This is a genomic window from Dyadobacter sp. NIV53, from assembly GCF_019711195.1.
In the GTDB taxonomy this organism is placed as follows: Bacteria; Bacteroidota; Bacteroidia; order Cytophagales; family Spirosomataceae; genus Dyadobacter.
In genome coordinates, this window is record NZ_CP081299.1 from 6,689,130 (window position 1) to 6,710,728 (window position 21,599).

Annotated in this window: 2 protein-coding genes; both read left to right on the plus strand. The window is 45.5% G+C overall.

All coding sequences use genetic code 11. The features are described 5' to 3' along the window. Positions 1-1,065 precede the first annotated feature (1,065 nt). Positions 1,066-19,329, plus strand: a complete 18,264-nt coding sequence (locus tag KZC02_RS27460) for a putative Ig domain-containing protein (RefSeq protein WP_221391593.1) — start codon at positions 1,066-1,068, stop codon at positions 19,327-19,329. Between the two features lie 164 nt (positions 19,330-19,493). Continuing rightward, positions 19,494-21,527, plus strand: a complete 2,034-nt coding sequence (locus tag KZC02_RS27465) for a beta-L-arabinofuranosidase domain-containing protein (RefSeq protein ID WP_221391594.1) — start codon at positions 19,494-19,496, stop codon at positions 21,525-21,527. The last annotated feature ends 72 nt before the right edge of the window (positions 21,528-21,599 follow it).

Consider the following 21,599-nt stretch of genomic DNA (forward strand, 5'->3'; position numbering starts at 1 on the left):
TCCAATGATTCTAAACTATGGTGAGTAAAATAGTTTCCTTCCGGCAAATATATTTTTCACGAACTATTTTTATAGTTTATAACAAATAATTTTATAGCATAAATTGTACTTTACAAATAATATATCTTTAAAATTTCTAATTTTTGAGGCGTATTTTAATATATACGATACGATTATCCATACAAAGTGATGTGCATAATTGCCCATTTTGCCCGCTTCACAGTCGAAATTGGAAATATTGTTTTTGTTAATGATCTTTTTTTCCGTTTCAGAGGTTAATTTGCCCGTTTTATCACTATTCCCTTTTTGTATGAGCTGCGTTTATAGAAATTTGTTAAAATGAAAACCCTAAGTTGCATCGTCAGGAGCCAGTTTTAAGTTAATTTATTAATAATCATTTAGCATAATTTTGAATTCTAGCGGTACAGAGCCAGTCATTGTGAAAAATCACAATTTTGCTGGCCATTTATCTCTGTAATTAATTGATTTATTAATTTAACACTCTGGTTCGTAATGGTTTACGAAAGTTTTTATTTGCCACCCTCTTTAATCAGTAAATTAAATAACCCGTTGAATATGTTGCAGTTCGCTTTGTAATGATCCTAAAAGCAGTGAATAAAATTATTTGCCCGCTTTAAATCTGTACCCACCGGACAGCAGGATTATACAGAATCGATTTTCGTCTAAACAGCAGGTTATCAATTGTTCGTCAAATTGCTCAACTCAATGAATATGATAAAAAAATTCTACGTTAAGTACTGTTCTTCCCATTCAACGCTCTGCCAGGCTTCCATGATTTATAAACAATCATGCAATTTTTTCAGCTATGCCGGTATACATACCCATTTTGGCATGTATAGTGCTGTAAAAGACTCATCTTCTGACAGATCAGAGCAAATTTATCCCGCTATTCACACTTTCTTTTGAACTCACATTTACTTATAACTTACACAATTTAACCTGTGTATTGCACCGGATTATTGAGTACCCAAGGATTGCGCTTACAGAAAAAATTTAATTAAGTTTTTAATTATTCACCATCTAATTATTTCTAAACTTTAAATCATGAAAAAAGGATACTCCTTTATTCAAAAGACCTTACGTGTTATCCCGCGGGTTTGGCATTTGATTATTGTAATAGGGCTTATAGTCAGTGTGCAATCACACGCATTTAACTTTGGCCGAACCATCAGTTTTTTTACTAAACCTATCGAAGAATTTGTAGCCCATAACACAGCTGCATTGCTTTCATCTGAAAGTAAAAAACCCATTCATTTGGAAGAAAAAAATCATCGCCCTAAGCCTGGCGGTGTATTTGCCCATGCACCCGAAGTAGCGAAATCAATTGACAATCAGGGTGCTACGGTTGGTGTGCAATTTACTTTTGGAGTACCGTCCGGCACATTTACCAATACTGGTGGCAGCGACCCAACGCTGTCAGCAACACTTGGCAACGATGGCGCACTTCCCGAATGGCTAACATTTAATCCGGAAACCCATACTTTTGAAGGGATTCCACAAACAGCAGAGGAGTACATTATTAAGGTCAGTGCCAGCGACGGGGAAACTGCCGTTAGTACTAATTTTACAATAACAGTTTTAGCCGCCGTTCCTGTTAACCATGCACCGGTGGCGACAGCAATTCCACCTGCCACAGCAACTGCGAACGCATTATTTACACTCGAAATCCCGTCCACTACATTTACGGATGAAGACAATGACGCACTGACTTACAGGGCAACGCAGGGAAATGGAGATGCACTTCCGGGCTGGTTGTCATTTAATCCAACTTCCCTGACTTTCAGCGGTACACCGACAGCTGCCGAGAATTACACGATCAAGCTGATAGCGAATGATGGTACTGTATCAGTAAATACCGAATTCACATTGACAGTTTCACCGGCTGCGCATGTTAACCACGCTCCGGTAGCAACTACAGTTGTCAATGCCATTGCGACTGTTAACTCTGCTTTTACGTTAGTAATCCCGTCCACTACATTCACGGATGAAGACAACGACGCTCTGACTTACAGCGCAACGCTGGGAAATGGAGATGCACTTCCGGGCTGGTTGTCTTTTAATCCAACTTCCCGCACTTTCAGCGGAACGCCGACAGCTGCCGAGAATTACACGATCAGGCTGATAGCGAATGATGGTACTGTATCAGCAAATACTGAATTCACACTGACCGTTTCTGCTCCCGTTAACCATGATCCGGTATTGGCCACAGCTATCACAGGCAAAACAGCCACAGTAGGTACCGTTTTTTCACTTGAAATACCGGCTGGTACTTTTACTGATCCCGACGGTGACGCGCTGACTTTAACAGCTACCCTGCCTAATGGAAGTGCATTGCCGGTTTGGTTATCGTTTGATGCAACGAGCAAAGTACTAAGTGGCACACCAACCGCGATGGGAACGCTGACCGTTAAGGTAACTGCCAGTGACAGCAAAGCTTCGGTAAGCACAGAATTTACACTGACGGTTTCTGCAGGCTGTCCGCCCAACAGTATTTTTCCTTGTAACCAGATTGCGGTCACCCTTCCATACATCCTGAATTTTACCGGCAATGAAGGCGGTTTATCCGACAAAAACGGCAGAGGAACCGGTTTCACAATGGTTGATCCATATTCGGGAACCAGGGCTTCTGCGGATGGTACGGCCAGTTCTTCCATCAGAGGTTATGAACCGGCAAAACTGACTATTTCCCCAACAGCAGGAACACTTGCAATTCTTACAACTCCCGGAATCAATTTTGCAGCTGTTAACAACCAGATTAATGCATTAGGAGTTGGGATTCCGACTACAGGTGTCATTGTTATGGAAACTACGGTTATTAATCCTGTTACACTTACTACATCCACTTCATCCGAGCAGGCAGGATTATGGTTTGGGCTAAACGATAAGACGTTTCTGAAGCTGGTTGTCGCCGGAGGTAAAGTAGAACTACGCAAGGAATTCAATGATGTAACCTTAGACCGGGGCGATATTACCAATCCTGATCAGCGTACTACCGGAACAATCACAAGCATAAACTCAATGACGGTCCGCTTACGCATGGTTGCGGATTTTATCAATAACAGGGTAGAAGGGTTTTACTCCACGGATGGAATCAACTATGTGAGCACTGGTGTCACTTATACCAACACAAACAACTATCCGGGAATAGATATTTCGGGAATTGGTTTAGCAGGAAAAACGGTATATGCAGGCATTTTCGCTACACAGCGTAACCGTTCGACTGCCCCAACCTATACATTTGATAACTACTCTGTAAAACAGCGCGATTTTCCTTTGGTAACTGCTCCATACCGTATCAATGCCGGAGGCAGCACAGCACGTACAGTTGGAACTTCTGTGTACAGCGCGGATGATTTATATACGATCGTACCTGGTGAAGTATCCAATACTGAATATGCTTTGGCGACTGTTGTACCTGTACCACAGCTTTACTATGACCGCCGTTTTGGAACCAGTTTAAAATATAATATTCCGATTGCCAACGGACGATACACGATCAACCTGCAAATGGTCGATAATTTTCAAACAAAGATCGGGTTCCGGATATTTGATGTGGATATAGAAGGTGCAAAGGCGCTGGATGATCTGGATCTGATCGCCGCTGGTGGAGGGCCTAACGGTACACCAAAGGTCGTGATTACAAGATCGTATACTACCAATGTAACTGATGGGGTACTTAACATCGACTTTACTTCTTCTGTTGATAAGGCCATTATTAATACAATTGAAATTTTGCCTGCTCCTCCGGAAAATGTGGTACCGGTTTTTGCAAATGCATCCTATACATTCAGCAAGGATGAAAATGCAGCGGTGGGTACAACCATTGGAACAGTAACTGCTTCGGATGCTGCTGATCAGGTGATCACTTATGCAATTACGGCAGGAAACGAAGGGAACAAATTTGCGATCAATACAGCCACAGGTATTATTACACTGGCGGATGTCCTGAACTATACTGCTAAAAACAATTATTCTTTAACCGTTCAGGCGACGGACAACGGTACTCCTGTTAAATCTGTTACAGTGCCCGTAACGATTCAGGTAAATCAGGTAACGCCGCCAAACCACGCGCCGGTCTTGGGCACCGAAATTACTGCGAAAACGGTAACGGTCAATACTGATTTTAACTTCACAGTTCCATCAACCACTTTCACAGATGCGGACGGAGATGTTTTGGTACTAAGTGCTTCACTGGCAAATGGCGAGGCTCTACCGGCATGGTTATCATTCAATTCTGCAAGTCATATTTTTAGCGGAACGCCAACCGCTGCTGACACGTATAGAATTAAACTAACTGCAAACGATGGCGCCGAAGCTATCAGCACAGAGTTTACTCTGACGGTAGATGTTCCTGTAAATCATGAACCGGTGGTAACTGCCATTACCCCCAAAATAGCAACTGTAAACAATGCCTTTACTTATGCCGTTCCTGCCTCCACTTTCACGGATGCAGACGGAGATGTTTTGGTGTTAAGTGCCACGCTGGCAAACGGAGATGCTTTGCCGGCATGGTTGTCATTCAATACGACCAGCCATACTTTTAGCGGAACACCAACGGCAGCGGATGATTATACCATTAAACTAACTGCAAATGACGGACATGTTTCTGTCAGCACCGAGTTTACACTGACAGTAAACGCCACACCTGTTAATCATGAACCGGTTGCGAATGCTATTACAGCCAAAACAGCCACTGTTAACTCCGCTTTTACTTTTGCAGTTCCCGCTGAAACTTTCACAGATGCGGACGGAGATGTTTTGACGTTAAGTGCAACACAGGCAAACGGGGATGCTTTACCAGCCTGGTTGTCGTTCAATGCAGCTAACAGTACTTTCAGCGGAACACCTTCTGCTACGGCAGGATACACGATTAAATTAATTGCATACGACGGTCATGTTTCTGTTAGTTCAGATTTCACATTGACGGTAAATGCACCTGTTGCTACAAATTGTGAGCCGACCAGTTCCTTACCTTGTAACCAGATTAATGTTACAATTCCTTTCAGCCTGACTTTCAGTGGAACAGAAGGAGGCTTAATTGACAATGCAGGAAAAAGTACTGGTTTTACTATGGCTGACGCTTATTCAGGAACCAGGGTATCAAATGATGGTTTGGCCTCATCGGTCATAAGGGGTTACGAACCTAATTACCTTGCAGTAACGAACAGCAGACTGAACATACGTGCACATAAGGGAATTTCAATCTTAACCAATAATAACCAGATCAACAGTCTGGGTGTAGGGTTCGCAGCCAGTGCAGCACCATTTGTTGTAGAAACGACTATAATCAATCCTGTAAAGGCAGCTAATGACGAACAGGGTGGGATCTGGTATGGTTTGAATGATAAAACTTTTTTACGCCTTTCGGTCAACAATAACAAGGTTATATTAAGAAAAGAAACTGATGATGTATCGCCGGTAATCGCTGACCTGGTTGATGTAAACCGCAGAATTACGAATACGATCACCGGTCTCCAGAATCAGACGGTACGCCTGCGGCTGGTCATTGATCCGGTGGCAAACACTGCAGAAGCGTTTTATTCGACTGATGGAATTAGCTATATCAATGTAGGGGAGGCGTATTCTGTAAAAACCCTAAACATTGCGGGTATGGGCATTACCGGCACACAGGTTTATGCCGGAGTGTTTGGTACACAACGGAACGGAACCGGTACTGTCACTTTTGCCTTTGATAATTTCTCTGTTGGCCCTTACATTACTACTCCTTTAAATCACGCACCAGTTGTTGCTACTGTTGTAACAGATATTAATACACCAGTCGGTAGTGCTTTCAGTTTCATTGTTCCGGGCGCTACATTTACGGATGAAGACGGCGATGCGCTTACACTTTCAGCAACGCTGACTGATGGCAACGCTTTACCAGCCTGGCTGACATTTAATACAGCCACTAACACTTTTAGTGGTACACCTTCTGCGGCAAAAATTTATCCGATCAAATTAACTGCTACTGACGGACAGGAATTTGCAAATACTGAGTTTGCAATCACGGTTCAGGCTGTAAACCGTACGCCTGTTGTTGTTACTTTTCCTGAAAACCAAACTTATACGGCAGGCCAGATTTTCTCATTCCTGACCGGATCATTCTCTGATCCGGATGCGGGAGATGTGCTTACTTATACCACTACACAGGCCAACGGTACTGCGCTGCCAACCTGGCTGCAATTCAACGCTACCAACCAGACATTCAGTGGTACGGCTCCTGCCGAAGCAGGAAATGTTCCGGTTCGTGTTACGGCTATAGACAGGGCACTTGCTTCGGTAAGCGCTACGTTCATGGTCACAATCCAGCCTGCACCTGTTGTTATACCTTGTCTTCCGATCAGTACTTTACCTTGCGAAGAGATCAGTGTAACCTTGCCGTTCCTTCTTAATTTCGACGGACAGGAAGGCGGACTTATAGATAAAAACAGGGTTGCAACCGGTTTCACGATGGTTGATGCTTATACAGGTACCCGTCTTTCAGCAGATGGTGCTGCTACTTCCGAAGTAATAGGATATGAACCATCCAGACTGACAGTAACCGACGGTTTGCTGAATATTCTGACCAGTAAGGGCATTGCATTCAGTACTGCTCCTGCTAATAACCAGATCAATTCGTTGGGAGTTGGTATTCCTTCAAGCGGTAAACTTATTTTTGAAACGACGATTGTAAGGCCGTTAAATGGTACCAGTTCTCAACAGGGAGGTTTATGGGTAGGACTAAATGACAGGACTTTTGTAAAGCTGGTAGTAACCGGTAACACAGTCGAACTGCGCAAAGAATTGAACGATGCCAGTTCTATCGCCTTACCTGCTACCAATCCTGACCAGCGTGTTACAGCTGTTATAGCCGGGCTGAACAACCAGACAGTACGTTTGCGTATGGTTCTGAATTTGTTTACGAATAAACTGGAAGGTTTTTACTCAACCGACGGTGTAACCTACCTGAACACAGGTGCAACTTATACCTCTGCCTCTAACCCATCCGCTATTGATATCACTGATATGGCCTTGGCAGGCAAAGCGTTATATGGCGGGATTTTTGCAACACACCGTAATGCAGGTACCGCTGTTACTTATTCCTTTGATAATTTCTCTATAACGCAGGATGCAACAGCTGGCAAGGTGCTGGCTTTCTCACCGAATGCGCTTGACTTTTCGGCCATTCAGGGACAAGCGGTTACGGCAAAATCCACAGTGCTTTCTTCGTCCGAAGGCAGTCCGGTGGTTACGTTCACAAGTACTTCTGCCAGCTGGCTTACTTTACCCGCAGCCCGTCTTGGCAATGTGGCATTCGGCCCTGCTAATTTCAGCTCTACCCTGGCCCCTGGGATTCATGAAGCCACAGTTACAGCAACCGCTGAGGGATACCAGCCTGCTACCTTATTAATTAACCTCACGATTTCTTCACCAGCTCTGGCTCAGGAAATTAAAGTGAACTTCCAGGATCCGGTTACTGTACCACCAACAGGATGGGTTAAAGATTACGGACAGCCATTTGGATTGAAAACCGGTACAAACCAGGGAACCAACCTGGAATACGGATGGCGGAAACGTTCAGACGCTACCTTGCTGGATCTGTCAGTGGGTGGTACTATACCGGGTAACGGACGTAAAAGGACAACTCCTGCCGATCTGTTGCTGGCAACTTTTATGCACATGCAGGCGGATGACATAGCAGGTACATTCAACGGAACCAAAACCGAGGGTTACTGGGAAGTAAAAGTGCCTAATGGTTCTTATGATGTAACGGTATCCGCAGGTGATTCTGATCCTGGTACGGTTCCTGAAATCCATACTATTAATGTAGAGGGCGTCAATGCAATTTCTAATTTTGTCCCAACAGGAACGGCGGGTACAACCGCCCGGTTCAGGTCAGGAAAAGTTAGGGTAACAGTAGCTGACGGATTTCTGACTATCAATGCGGATGGCGGTACGAATACCAAGATCAATTCTGCTTTAATTACTCCGGTAGATATGGTTCCTTATCTGGTATGGTCTGCAAGTGAGCATAACCTGGTTATTGAAAAAGGTACAACAGAGGCAAATAAAACGTTCTCTCTCGACCTTAACCATTCTACTACCCAGGCTAGCCTGCCAGTTTCACTCACCGCCGTTTATGGTGAAGGTGCTGCAAACTGGCTGTCTTTTGATGCAACCCACAACGGGGACGAACCGAATGTAACTTTTGATTATACTGCTGCCAAAGGATTGGCCGAAGGAACTTACACGGTTACCATTACGGCTTCGAGTGCAGGATACACGAGCGCAGGTACGCTTATACATATTACAGTATTGGCGCCGGGTGCCAACCAGCCTTATGTGGTTTCCTCAACACCAGCTAATGGTGCTACCAATGTGAGTGTAAACATTTCGAGTATTGCGGCCAACAACCTGATCGTGCCGGAAGTATCGGGTTTCAAAGGCGGGGTGGATAATTCTACACTAACCGTGAATACTGTGAAGGTACTTAAAGTTGTAGGTACTGCTACTACTGAAATACAGGGTATCGTGCAGGGAACTGGCGGTGGAGATGCGATCAGTTTCTCACCTGTATTTGCATTGGAAGCCAATACAAAATACAGGTTCGTCATCACGAACCAGGTTAAGTCATACAGTGGTGCCGCTTTCCTTCCATACGAAGCGACGTTTACAACCGGAAGCACAACAACGGGTACACCAAATCCGGTTACTGCGGAATTTGCTCCAAAGCAGGTTATTCCGGGAACAGTTGGTAAAAAATATACAAGCCTGACTTTCGGGCCCGATGGTAAATTCTATGCTTTGCGTCTCGATGGTGTGATTGAACGTTTCAACGTTGACCGTGAAACAGGTATGTTATCGTCCGTTTTTGAAATCAAATCGATTACTGCCAAATACGGTTCAAGATCCTCTGTCGGTCTGACCTTTGACCCGGCATCTACGGCTACCAATCTGATTGCCTGGATATCTCATTGCAGCGCCGGTCTCTCGAATGCACCGGAATTTGATGGTAATATTTCTAAACTTACCGGTGCCGATCTGGAAACAGAACAGCAGATACTAACAAAATTACCAAGATCAAAAGCAGATCACCTTGTTAACAGTATTGCTTTCGGGCCTGATGGAGCCTTGTATTTCAATCAGGGTAGTAACAGTTCAATGGGGGTTTATGATGGTGCGTGGCAACGTGATGAAAGTCTGCTGGCCGCAACGGTAATGCGTCTGGATATGAGCAAGCTTGCAGGCATAACCCTGCCACTGGATGTGCGTACTACTGCCAACCAGGCACTGATCAACGCAGCGCCGGCAGATAATATGCGCATGTCGGATGGTACTTACAATCCTTACGCTTCTACTTCACCACTGACGATTTATGCATCAGGTGTAAGAAATGCCTTCGATTTGTTGTGGCACTCAAATGGCCAGCTTTATGTACCGGCCAACGGTTCTGCCGCGGGTGGAAATTCACCTGCATCTGTCGTGGGTACGCGCCGTCCGGATGGTACTCCTTATAATGGCCCGGTTGTCATTGGAACAACAGCGGTAAAAGTACAGAACGACTGGCTGTTCCGTGTAAACCCGCTGAAACCAGTTGGTTACTATGGCCATCCTAACCCGCTCCGTGGACAATATGTAGCCAACCGCGGTTATCTGGACAATCCTAAATATCCTGCAACACAAGGCCCGGATGCAAATTATCGTCCTGCTGCTTTTAACTTTGAATTAAACAAATCGCCGAATGGAGTAATTGAATACAAAAGCAATGCTTTTGGGGGAAGTCTGAAAGGCCGTATCCTGGTTTGCCGTTTCAGCGGTGGCAGTGATATTATCGTACTTGAACCAGGTGCAATGGCTAAGGATGCTTCGATTAATTCAGCAGAAAGCGATGATAAGGTGTATGACATTATCGGCTCACAAACCGGTTCAGGAACAAACGGTATTTCAGGACTTTCCGGGTTTACCAATCCGCTGGATATTACCGAAGATGTTGAGACGGGGAACCTGTATGTAATTGAATACAACTGGAATAATATCAGTGGAAAAACTGCTCAGATCGTTCTATTAAAAGCCACGGCTCCTTCGGCCCAGGTTGGGATTGCGGCAGTAAGCCCGGCTGAGATCGTGGAAAACGATGTAATAGGTGGTGCCGCTGGCAAAACCCATACGATCACGGTTGCAAATACAGGTAACAGTAACCTGACAGTGACAGGAATTACACTGGATGGTACGGACAAAAACCAGTTCCAGTTAACGGGCGCACCGAATCCAAGTGTAGCTTCACCGGTGACAATCGCGCGTGGAAGTGCTATCACCTTCAACATCGCATTCAACCCTACAACAGCAGGTGTGAAAACCGCCAGCATTCTGGTAACGAGTACAAACAATGAAGTGAAAACAGTATCATTGAGTGGTTTGGGAACTGCCGGTCTGTCGGGTACCAACGAACCTTCTTTGCAGGCTGTTTTAGATGTTCATGGTATCATTGTGAATGTAGGTGACGATAACAAAAACACCAACATCATTCACAGTACGAACTACACGGCTCCGATATTGGGTGAAGAAGTATCTATTCAGAAATTCCAGCGCGGTGAAGATGGCCCTGTCATTATCGAACCTTTATCTGTATTCGGGCCAACAGACCCGGCAGGAATTGTTACGGGTTTCGGATGGTACAGTTCAGGTCTGCCAAATGCTAAAAATGAATTGTTTACGGTTGACAACAGCCAGTTTCAGACTGTAAACGTACAACCAAACGGAACACTTACTTTCGATCCGGCTTATGAGTCGTTCGGTTTCTATTCACGCTGGCCGTATTTCAATAACCGTCACCTGTATAGTGAAGATGCCCTGAACACTTTCACCGGCGCAGTACCACATCATGTGCGGGTGTATCCTTTGAAAAATTCAGAAGGTGCGGTAATTGAAAACGCATATATCATCGCAACTGAGGAACACATCAGCGGTTGGGATTATCAGGATATCGTGGTGATCGTGCGTAATGTAAAACCTTTTGAAACGGCTGTGGCCAAAGATCTTGCTTTATCTGCAACCTCTCTTGACTTTGCTCATACATTAGGTACAATTACTACACCTAAAACAGTTACTTTAACGGCAAGCACAGGCTCACCCTCAGTAACGATTACGAAATCAGGTAATAGTCCGTGGCTGACATTACCGGCAGGAGCTTTGGGTACTTTGTCATTTGGTATCAATGGTGACGGCCTGGCAGCAGGGACTTATTCTACCACAGTCACTATTTCTGCCTCAGGTTATACAAGTGTAACGTTGCCTGTAACTTTGACCGTTACCAACCTGATAACAGGTGCGACCATTGCAGTAAGCAGCGACGAACTGGTTTTCGATGCGCTTAAAAATACTGTGGCCACCAAACGGATTACCATTACCAATACAAGCAAAACAACGCTGAATCTGGGTGCGATGAGTATCACTGGTACCAATGCTGCCAAATTTGATGTTCAGGCAGTAATTGCAGAAGGTGTTGTAGCAGGGCCATCGCTGGCTCCGGATGAAACGAAAAATTTCCAGATATCCTTTACACCGGGTAATGAGGTAAATACGTTCAATGCAACGCTTGTTATCAATAGTGATGCGGGTAATTCTCCGGTAACCAATGTTAACTTATATGCTATTTCACTGAATGGTTACGAAGGCGACAACGAACCTCCGCTGCAAACGGTTGTCAACGTTCTTGGCTATGGTATCAATGTCGGCTGGACAAACCTGGCAGGTGGTATTCAGACTACTATGAAAGGGGAAGAAGTACCGGTGCAGCTTTTTGAGAAAAACGGAAATGGGCCGGTGACCATAACACCAGTTGCTCGTTATTCACCTAATCAGGAGCTGCCATTCGGATTTTATACCAAAACAAATAATGCGCCTGTACGCTCGATTGTTGGTACACTTTCAGGTGTACTTGGTCAGCACAATGTATTATATCCGCAGATCGTGGCTGGTACCGATCAGTTCAATCCTGAATCCGCTGCATTTGGAATTTATGTGGTAGGAATAGCAAACCGTTTGTCCTATACAGAAGACCAGCTGAATGCAGGTGGCCCGGCGCTTCATGCTGTACGTACCTATCCGTTGAGAAACCGTCAGGGTGAACTTGTGCCGAATAGTTATCTGGTCTGCTTTGAGGACGCTTCAAATGGTGATTACCAGGATTATATGTTCGTGCTGAAAAATGTAATTGCAGCCGGAACACGAAAAGAACTGGCATTCAATGCGGCCACTCTCGACTTTAACGCGCCGGTCAATGGTACCGTTGCAGCAAAATCCATTACCTTGGAAGCTAAAAACGGAACACCGGCAGCAATTACGTTCACTAAAGTAAATGCCGGCTGGCTTACATTGCCGAACCCCGCAATAGGTGATTTGTCTTTTGGTATCAATACAGCCGGTTTAACTGCCGGAACGTACACCACGACAGTTACAGCTGCTGCTTCCGAATTTGCCAGTTCAACCATAACCGTCAATTTGCGTGTAACAGATGTTAATGCCAATTCTACCAAAGTAAACTTCCAGCTTGCAACTGCTGCCACACCGGCCGGGTATGTTGCAGATGCCGGTTTGCCTTACAATGATACAAGAACATACGGCTGGATTGACCCGACTACGAAAGAGCCAAAAGACAATTCGGCCAATATGCGTGATCGTGCTGTCACCACAGCTGAACTAAGGTTGAGAGGCCTGGCTTTGATGCAGGGAACAAGTGCCGCATCCTGGGAAATAAAAGTAAACCCGGGCCAATACAATGTGACTATCGGAGCAGGGGATCTGTCCTTTTATGATAGTAAACACCGTATCAATGTGGAAGGCGTAAATGTAATAAACGACTTTGTACCAACCGCTGCCATACCTAGTCAGATTTCAACCACTACGGTCCAGGTAAATGATGGTAAGCTGACAATTGATGCAACCGGAGGAACCAATTCAAAAATCAATTTTGTAATCGTTGAAGCGGCAACTGCAGAGGGAGACTTTATTGCACCAGTGGCTTCTATCCAGTTAAAAGGTACTTTACAGTCCGCCGGTGTTTACAAAAACCAGGTGATTGCAACCGTAAATGCCACAGACTTAGGCGGATCAGGATTAGCCCAGGTATTGTATAGTTTGAATAACGCTGCATATGCACCTTATTACTCACCGCTTTTACTAAGCACACCGGGTGTTTATACACTGCGTGCCAAAGCAACAGATGGTAACGGTAACGAAACAATTACCGGCCAGTCTTCCTTTACCGTTGTGCAGCCTGCACCAAGCAATGCCAACATGGTAGTGGAAAATCTTGACAAATTCCCTGGTAATGACAGGCTGGTTTTCTCACTGATCCAGACACCATGGCGCAGAACGAACGATGACGGTACATTCACGGCCTACAACAGGAACCACGATGTGGTAAAAGTGAAAATTAGTAATAAAGGGACTGGAGTGCTTAATGTAGGAAGCCTTAACCTTTCGAATACAGCTGCCTGGAAAATTGCAACGATTAACAATGTTGTGTATGATCCTGCTACTGCGGCTCCTATTACGCTTAATTCCAATGGTTCGGTTGAGGTGGGAATCCAGTTTATTGCCAATTTTACTTCCGGCCGCGTAAGGATTCTGACCGATACACTGAACATTATTTCCAATGACGATCAGGCGCCTAAGAAAAGCCTGATGCTGAACGGATTGTGGCAGGCAAGGGGAGAAGGCAACAATGAGCCTTATGCACGTGAAATTATCAGTGCGTTCGGTTTCAAAACCAATGTTGGGTTTGTGCATGACGACGGTACAAACGCAGGAAGCAGCATGATCCTGAATACAGATGAAATTATGTCATCTTTCTTTACCAGAGCTGATGCGACCAAGCCTGTTTCAGTAGTTCAGATGGCTGCTTACCATGGCTGTTGCGCTGCGACAGAAACATTCCAGTATTATGCAAAAGGTGCAACCGGGGTTACGAATGTATTCACGCACAATCCTTTGGACGGGCAGTCTTTACTGCCTCAGAAAAACGGAACCGCAGCAGTACTGGCCGAAGGAACCTTTACGCCATCCGGTACAGGGATATTTGGATTTAAATCCGCAAGTTCGTACTCTGACCGTACCCGTAATTCGGAAGGTAAAATAGGATTGCGTGTATGGAAAGCAGTCAATGCAGACGGAGATATTATTCCAAATGCATACCTGGTTGGTCATGACTATATCGGCAACCCGCTGGTTACCAACTACGATTACCAGGACAATGTTTTCTACGTGTCGAACATCAAACCTGAAACCGGCGCTTTGAATTACTCGGAGTTGTCAGCAACTACCTCCTCAGTAGAATTTGCTGCCCGCCAGGTTGGTGCAACGGATACACGTACAATTGACCTGAAAAATCTGGGGCTGATATACGATAATGGAATTACTGATCCTTCGATAACGATCAAAAGTGTAGAAATAACGGGTGCCAACCAGAATGAATTTTCAGTAGCGGCACCGGCTTCTATGACGCTGGCCCCACAGGGAACAACTACTGTTAATGTAACTTTCAGGCCGAACACCCAGGGTATTAAAAATGCCGCGCTGATGATCAATTACAACAACAGCCTTTCGCCGCTCCGCATCCCGCTTTATGGTATTGCCGACAATAGCTGTAATGTCATTGCCGTAGTTAAACGTATTAAAGGCGGTGCTGATGCGAACGTGACTATTAATGGCAAAGTCTGGGAAACGGATAAAGCTTACCGACAAGGTTCAGTGCAGCTCGACAAACCCGCTGCAACACCAATAGCAGGTACGGATGACGACGTGCTGTATCAGACTTATTTGTCCGCAGCTGCCGATCTGGGCGAAACCCGTTATCAGGTTCCGCTGGCAAACGGCAACTATATGGTACGTATGCACTTTGTAGAAAACTTCTTTACAGCAGTCGGATCAAGGGTGTTTACTATCAACATGGAAAACCAGACCAGCCTTGCCAATTTTGATATCTTCCGCGAAAATGGTTATAAAACAGCTATGGTGAAAGACTTTCAGGTAGCAGTAGCCGATGGTATACTGGACATTAAATTTAACCCGACCGTAAATCGCCTGGCATTGGCAGGAATGGAAATTTTTGCTGCCACGCCAAGTCCGAATGCTATTGCGCTCACACAGCTGGCAGTGACAGGTTCTGACTGCGGAGCAACCAACGGTTCTATAGTATTCGGTGTGACCAACTCTTCGGCAGCATCCTTCCTGTATAAAATAGGAGCGGGTGGTACGTATCAGTCGTCACCGGTATTTGAAAACCTGGCCGCGGGCAATTATACTTTTTATGTAAAAGAAAATATTGCTGGTGGATGTGAAACTGCAAAAGTGTTTACCATACCGCAAAACAATAATCTTGCTTTCGCAGTAAGTGCCCCGGTAATTGCATGTTCTGCAACTACGGGTACTGCTACCGTAAGTAATATCACCGGAGGCTCAGGAAACTATACGATCACCTGGGCAACTGCTCCTGTCCAAACGGGTGCTACGGCAACAGGCCTTGCTCCCGGTACTTATAGTGTAACCATACTGGATGTAACAGGATGCAGCAAAACGCAGCAGGTAACTGTAACGAAAGAAACCAATTGCGCTACTGCCATACGGATCAATTCAGGTGGTGCGTTGTTCACAGCTTCCGGCAGCCGTGTGTTTACTGCCGATACCTATTTTGGCGGAACAAATGGAACCGGAACCCTGGCAACCACAGTAGACATTCTGAACACAACAGATGATGTATTATACCGCAGCGAACGTTCTTCGGCAGCATTCAATTACAGTATTCCCGTACCCAATGGGTCGTTCAATGTCATCCTGCATTTTGCTGAAACCTATTTCGGTGCTCCCGGAAAAGTAGCTGGTGCAGTTGGCAAACGGAAGTTCCATGTAAATATTGAAGGCAACCGCAAGCTGACGGACTATGATATTTATGACAAAGCAGGTGGCGCAGTTCGTCCGGTGCTGGAAACTTTCCCGGTAACAGTAACTGACGGAATGCTGAACATCGACTTCCTGAGTGGTTCGGTTAATCTGCCTAAAATCTCTGCAATTGAAGTAATACCAACAGCTCCGATAGTTAATGCAGCTCCTGTACTTGCGGCGATTGGCAGTAAAACTGTAACGGTTGGACAAGCGTTAACATTCACAGCTACTGCAACGGATTCCAATGCAGATCAGACGAAAGTTTACTCATTGGTTGGTGCCCCTGCTGGTGCAGTCATCAATGCCACAACTGGAGTGTTCACCTGGACGCCGGCAACTGCCGGAACTTTCACCTTTACAGTAAGAGTAACGGACAACGGTTTGCCGGTAATGACAGATGATGAGCAGATTACAGTAACTGTCAATAATATTGTCAACGAGGCTCCCGTACTGGCAGCTATCGGAAATAAAACTGTAACGCTTGGTCAGGCGCTAACATTCACAGCCACAGCAACAGATGTCAATACGAACCAGACAAAAACGTTCTCTCTGATTGACGCCCCTGCTGGTGCAGTCATCAATGCCACAACTGGCGCTTTCGCCTGGACACCAGCTGCTGCCGGAACTTTCACCTTTACAATAAGAGTGACTGACGACGGAATCCCTGTGCTGACTGATGATGAACAAATTACTGTTATAGTTAATAATGTAGTCAACGAGGCTCCTGTACTGGCTGTTATCGGAAATAAAACTGTAACGCTTGGTCAGGCGCTAACATTCACAGCCACAGCAACAGATGTCAATACGAACCAGACTAAAACGTTCTCTCTTATTGACGCCCCGGCTGGTGCAGTCATCAATGCCACAACTGGTGCTTTCGCCTGGACACCAGCTGCTGCCGGAACTTTCACCTTTACATTAAGAGTGACGGACAACGGAATCCCTGTGCTGACAGATGATGAGCAGATTGCAGTAACTGTGAACAATATTGTCAATGAGGCTCCCGTATTGGCAGCGATCGGAAATAAAACTGTAACCCTTGGTCAGGCGCTGACTTTCACGGCTACTGCAACAGATGCCAACACTGCTCAGACTAAAACTTATTCTCTCGTAAATGCTCCGGCTGATGCAGCGATCAATGCAACAACGGGTGTATTCACCTGGACACCAACCGCTGCGAGTACTTTCACCTTTACGATAAGAGTAACGGACAATGGGATACCTGTACTGACAGATGATGAGCAGATTACGGTAACGGTAAATACTGTGGCTCCTGCTGCCATACGTATCAATTCTGGTGGTGCGCTGTTCAATGCTTCCGACAGCCGAACGTTTATTGCCGATACTTATTTTGGCGGAACAAATGGTACCGGAACCCTGGCAACCACAGTAGACATTCTGAACACAACGGATGATGTACTGTACCGCAGCGAGCGTTCTTCCGCTGCATTTAATTATAGCATTCCGGTTACAAATGGTTCGTTCAATGTCATCCTGCACTTTGCTGAAACTTACTTCGGTGCTCCCGGAAAACCGGCAGGTGCAATTGGCAAACGGAAGTTCCATGTTAATATAGAAGGAACCCGCAAGCTGGACGATTACGATATTTATGCAAAAGCAGGCGGTGCAGTCCGTCCCGTATTGGAAACTTTCCCGGTAACAGTAACGGATGGTATCCTGAACATCGACTTCCTGAGTGGTTCGGTCAATCTTCCTAAGATCTCCGCGATTGAAGTAGTACCAACAGCTCCGATCGTAAATGCGGCTCCGGTACTGGCTGTGATTGGCGACAAAACTGCAACTGTTGGACAGGCATTAACATTCACAGCAACTGCAACGGATGCTAATACCGGCCAGACGAAAACTTATTCTCTGGTAAGCGCCCCGGCTGGTGCGGCAATCAATGCCACAACGGGTGTTTTCACCTGGACACCAACTGCTGCGGGAACTGTCAACTTTTCTGTAAGAGTAACGGATAATGGTTCACCAGCGCTGTCAGACGAGAAACCGGTTACGGTAACAGTGAGCAACACGACAAATGCGGCTCCGGTACTGGCTGTGATTGGCGACAAAGCCGTAACGGTTGGACAGGCATTAACATTCACGGCAACTGCAACGGATGCTAATACAAATCAGACGAAAACTTATTCTCTGGTAAGCGCCCCGGCTGGTGCGGCAATCAATGCCACAACGGGTGTTTTCACCTGGACACCAACTGCTGCGGGAACTGTCAACTTTTCTGTAAGAGTAACGGACAACGGTTCACCTGCGCTTTCAGACGAAAAACCGGTTACGGTAACAGTGAGCAACACAACAAATGCGGCTCCGGTACTGGCCCTGATTGGCAACAAAACTGCAACGGTTGGACAGGCATTAACATTCACGGCAACTGCAACAGATGCTAATACAAATCAGACGAAAACTTACTCTCTGGTAAGCGCCCCGGCTGGTGCAGCGATCAATGCCACAACGGGTATATTTAACTGGACGCCAACTGCTGCCGGAACTTTCACCTTCACGGTCAGAGTAACTGACAATGGAACGCCGGTTCTCACAGATGATGAGCAAATTACGGTTACAGTAAGTGCTGTGGCTCCTGCTGCAATAAGGATCAATGCGGGTGGTGCGGCGTTCACGGCTTCGGGTAACCGCGCGTTTATTGCAGACAGGTACTTTGGCGGAACGAACGCTACCGGAACACTTGCTTCAACTGTGGATATACTGAACACAACGGATGATGTACTATACCGCAGCGAGCGTTCTTCGGCTGCTTTCAATTACAGCATTCCGGTTACGAACGGCTCATTCAATGTCATCCTGCACTTCGCTGAAACTTACTTCGGTGCTCCCGGAAAACCGGCAGGCGCGATAGGCAAACGGAAGTTCCATGTTAATATTGAAGGAACCCGCAAGCTGGATGATTACGATATTTATGCCAAAGCAGGCGGTGCAGTCCGTCCGGTGCTCGAAACTTTCCCGGTAACAGTAACCGACGGTATACTGAACATCGACTTCCTGACTGGTTCGGTGAATTTGCCTAAGATCTCAGCAATCGAAGTTATTCCGGCACCTGCACCTGGCGCACGGGTTGCACAGGAAAATGTTGCCGAGGTTTCAAAAGCTGAATTTGTAAAATCAGGCATTTATCCAAACCCTGTTCAGAAACGGTTCACAGTTGAATTGTCTGGACAGCATACAGGAAATATCAAGATCCAGCTTGTAAGTGCAGCAGGCAGGATTTATAACCTAAAATTGCCTGAAAACAAAAAGGGAGGATCAAAAGCAGATCTGGATATTTCAAACCAGCATTTATCCGCAGGCACTTATCTGCTAAGGATACAATCGGCTGCTGCTTCCGAAATAATCAGGGTTCTGGTTGTGGATTAATTTCTTAAACTAATTAAATTCAAATTGCCTTCCGGGTACTTACCTGGAAGGCAATTTTTTTGTACAAATGCATGTAAACGCTGATTTATAAACGCAACAGATAGTAGATTTACCCGCATCTTTGTATTTATAAGAACATACCAGTACAGACAATACCATTCCTGATGATCCGAATCGTTACTTTTTTGACCTGTTTCGTTTGTTTTGCAATCATTTCAATAGCACAGGTTCCTGCCAAAAAACAAAAAAACAAGACAACTGTCCAGGCCGCTTTACGACAAAATACTTACCAGCAATTATCGCTTGGTGCTATTAAGCCCCAAGGCTGGCTGAGGGAAATGCTTGTACGCCAAAAAAATGGTGCAACCGGCAATCTGGATGAACTATATCCTTTGGTAATGGACCAGCGGAACGGATGGCTTGGCGGTGATGGCGACCAATGGGAACGAGGACCGTACTGGATTGACGGTTTGCTGCCTCTTGCTTACCTTCTGGATGATAAGGAACTGATCGCAAAAACAAAACCCTGGGTGGAGTGGGCGATCAACAGTCAGCAGCCCGACGGATATTTTGGCCCTTCAAAAGATTATCCGAACGAGCCCGGATTACAGCGGGACAACAGCCGGGACTGGTGGCCGAAAATGGTCATGCTGAAAATTTTAAAACAATATTATTCTGCGACGAAAGATCAAAGGGTTATTAAACTGATGACGAATTATTTTCGGTACCAGCTGAAAGAACTTCCCGCAAAACCGCTCGACCACTGGACGTATTGGGCGAAGTTCCGCGCAGGCGATAACCTGATGGTCGTTTACTGGCTTTATGATATGACCGGCGATAAATTTTTGCTGGAACTGGGCGACCTGCTTCACAAACAGACTTATGATTATACGAATGCCTTTTTAAATACAGATTTGCTGTCAAAACAAGGCAGTATTCATTGTGTCAATCTGGCGCAGGGAATAAAAGAGCCTCTTATATATTACCAGCAGCATCCTGAACAAAAGTATGTAAACGCTGTTAAAAAAGGATTTGCCGACCTGGATAAATACAACGGAATGGCACATGGCCTGTATGGCGGCGACGAAGCTTTGCATGGCAATAATCCAACCCAGGGCTCAGAATTATGCAGTGCCGTGGAAATGATGTTTACACTTGAAAGTGCGCTTGAAATTACCGGTGACGTCGACTTTGCTGACCGTTTGGAAAAGATTGCATTCAATGCTTTGCCGGCTCAGGTGACCGATGATTATACCGGGCGGCAGTATTTTCAGCAGGCGAACCAGGTAATGGCAACGCGCCAGGTACGGAATTTCGCCGATAACCACGGCGGTACTGACCTTTGCTATGGGTTGCTTTCAGGATATCCTTGCTGCACTTCCAACATGCATCAGGGCTGGCCAAAATTTACCCAGAACCTTTGGTTTACAACGGAGGATAAGGGTGTGGCTGCTTTGGTTTATTCCCCAAGTGAAGTTACCGCAAAAGTGGCCGGCGGTACTGACATTACTTTCAAGGAAGAGACGAACTATCCTTTTGAGGAAACGATAAAATTTACACTGGGTATGGGTGAAAAATCAAAACAGGTCACTTTTCCTTTCCATCTGCGTATTCCTGCGTGGTGTAAGGAAGGCGTTATAAAGATCAACGGAGAAGTATTTCAGAAAGCCGGAACAAGCCAGATCGTGAAAATTAACCGCTTATGGAAATCCGGCGATGTGGTGGAACTGGAATTGCCGATGCATATATTTAAAAACAGGTGGTACGAAAATTCCATGTCAGTTGAACGTGGGCCGATCACTTACGCGCTCAAAATAGGGGAGGAAATGAAAAAAGTGAACAACGATAAGGACCCTGTTGATTATGGAAAGTTTTATCATGAAGTCCGCCCGAACACACCATGGAATTATGGCCTGTTCAATGTCGCGGATAATAAACTGAATACATTTTATACTATTGAAAAGAAAACAGGAGTTGCTGAGTATCCATGGAATCTGGAAAATGCACCCATTCTGATGAAAACGAAAGCGAAACGTATTCCTTCATGGAAATTATATAACGAAATGACCGGACCGGTTCCATTCAGCTCGATCTACAATATGGAAGTTTCTGCCGAGGAAGAAGAAATCACGCTTGTGCCTTACGGCTGTACTAAATTACGTATCTCGCAATTTCCGGTTATTGGCAATAAGGAGTAAAATTCATTTATTGAACAATAGGGTTAGTCAAAATTCACAGCGTGCCTTAGGTACGCGACAACTCTTATCAGG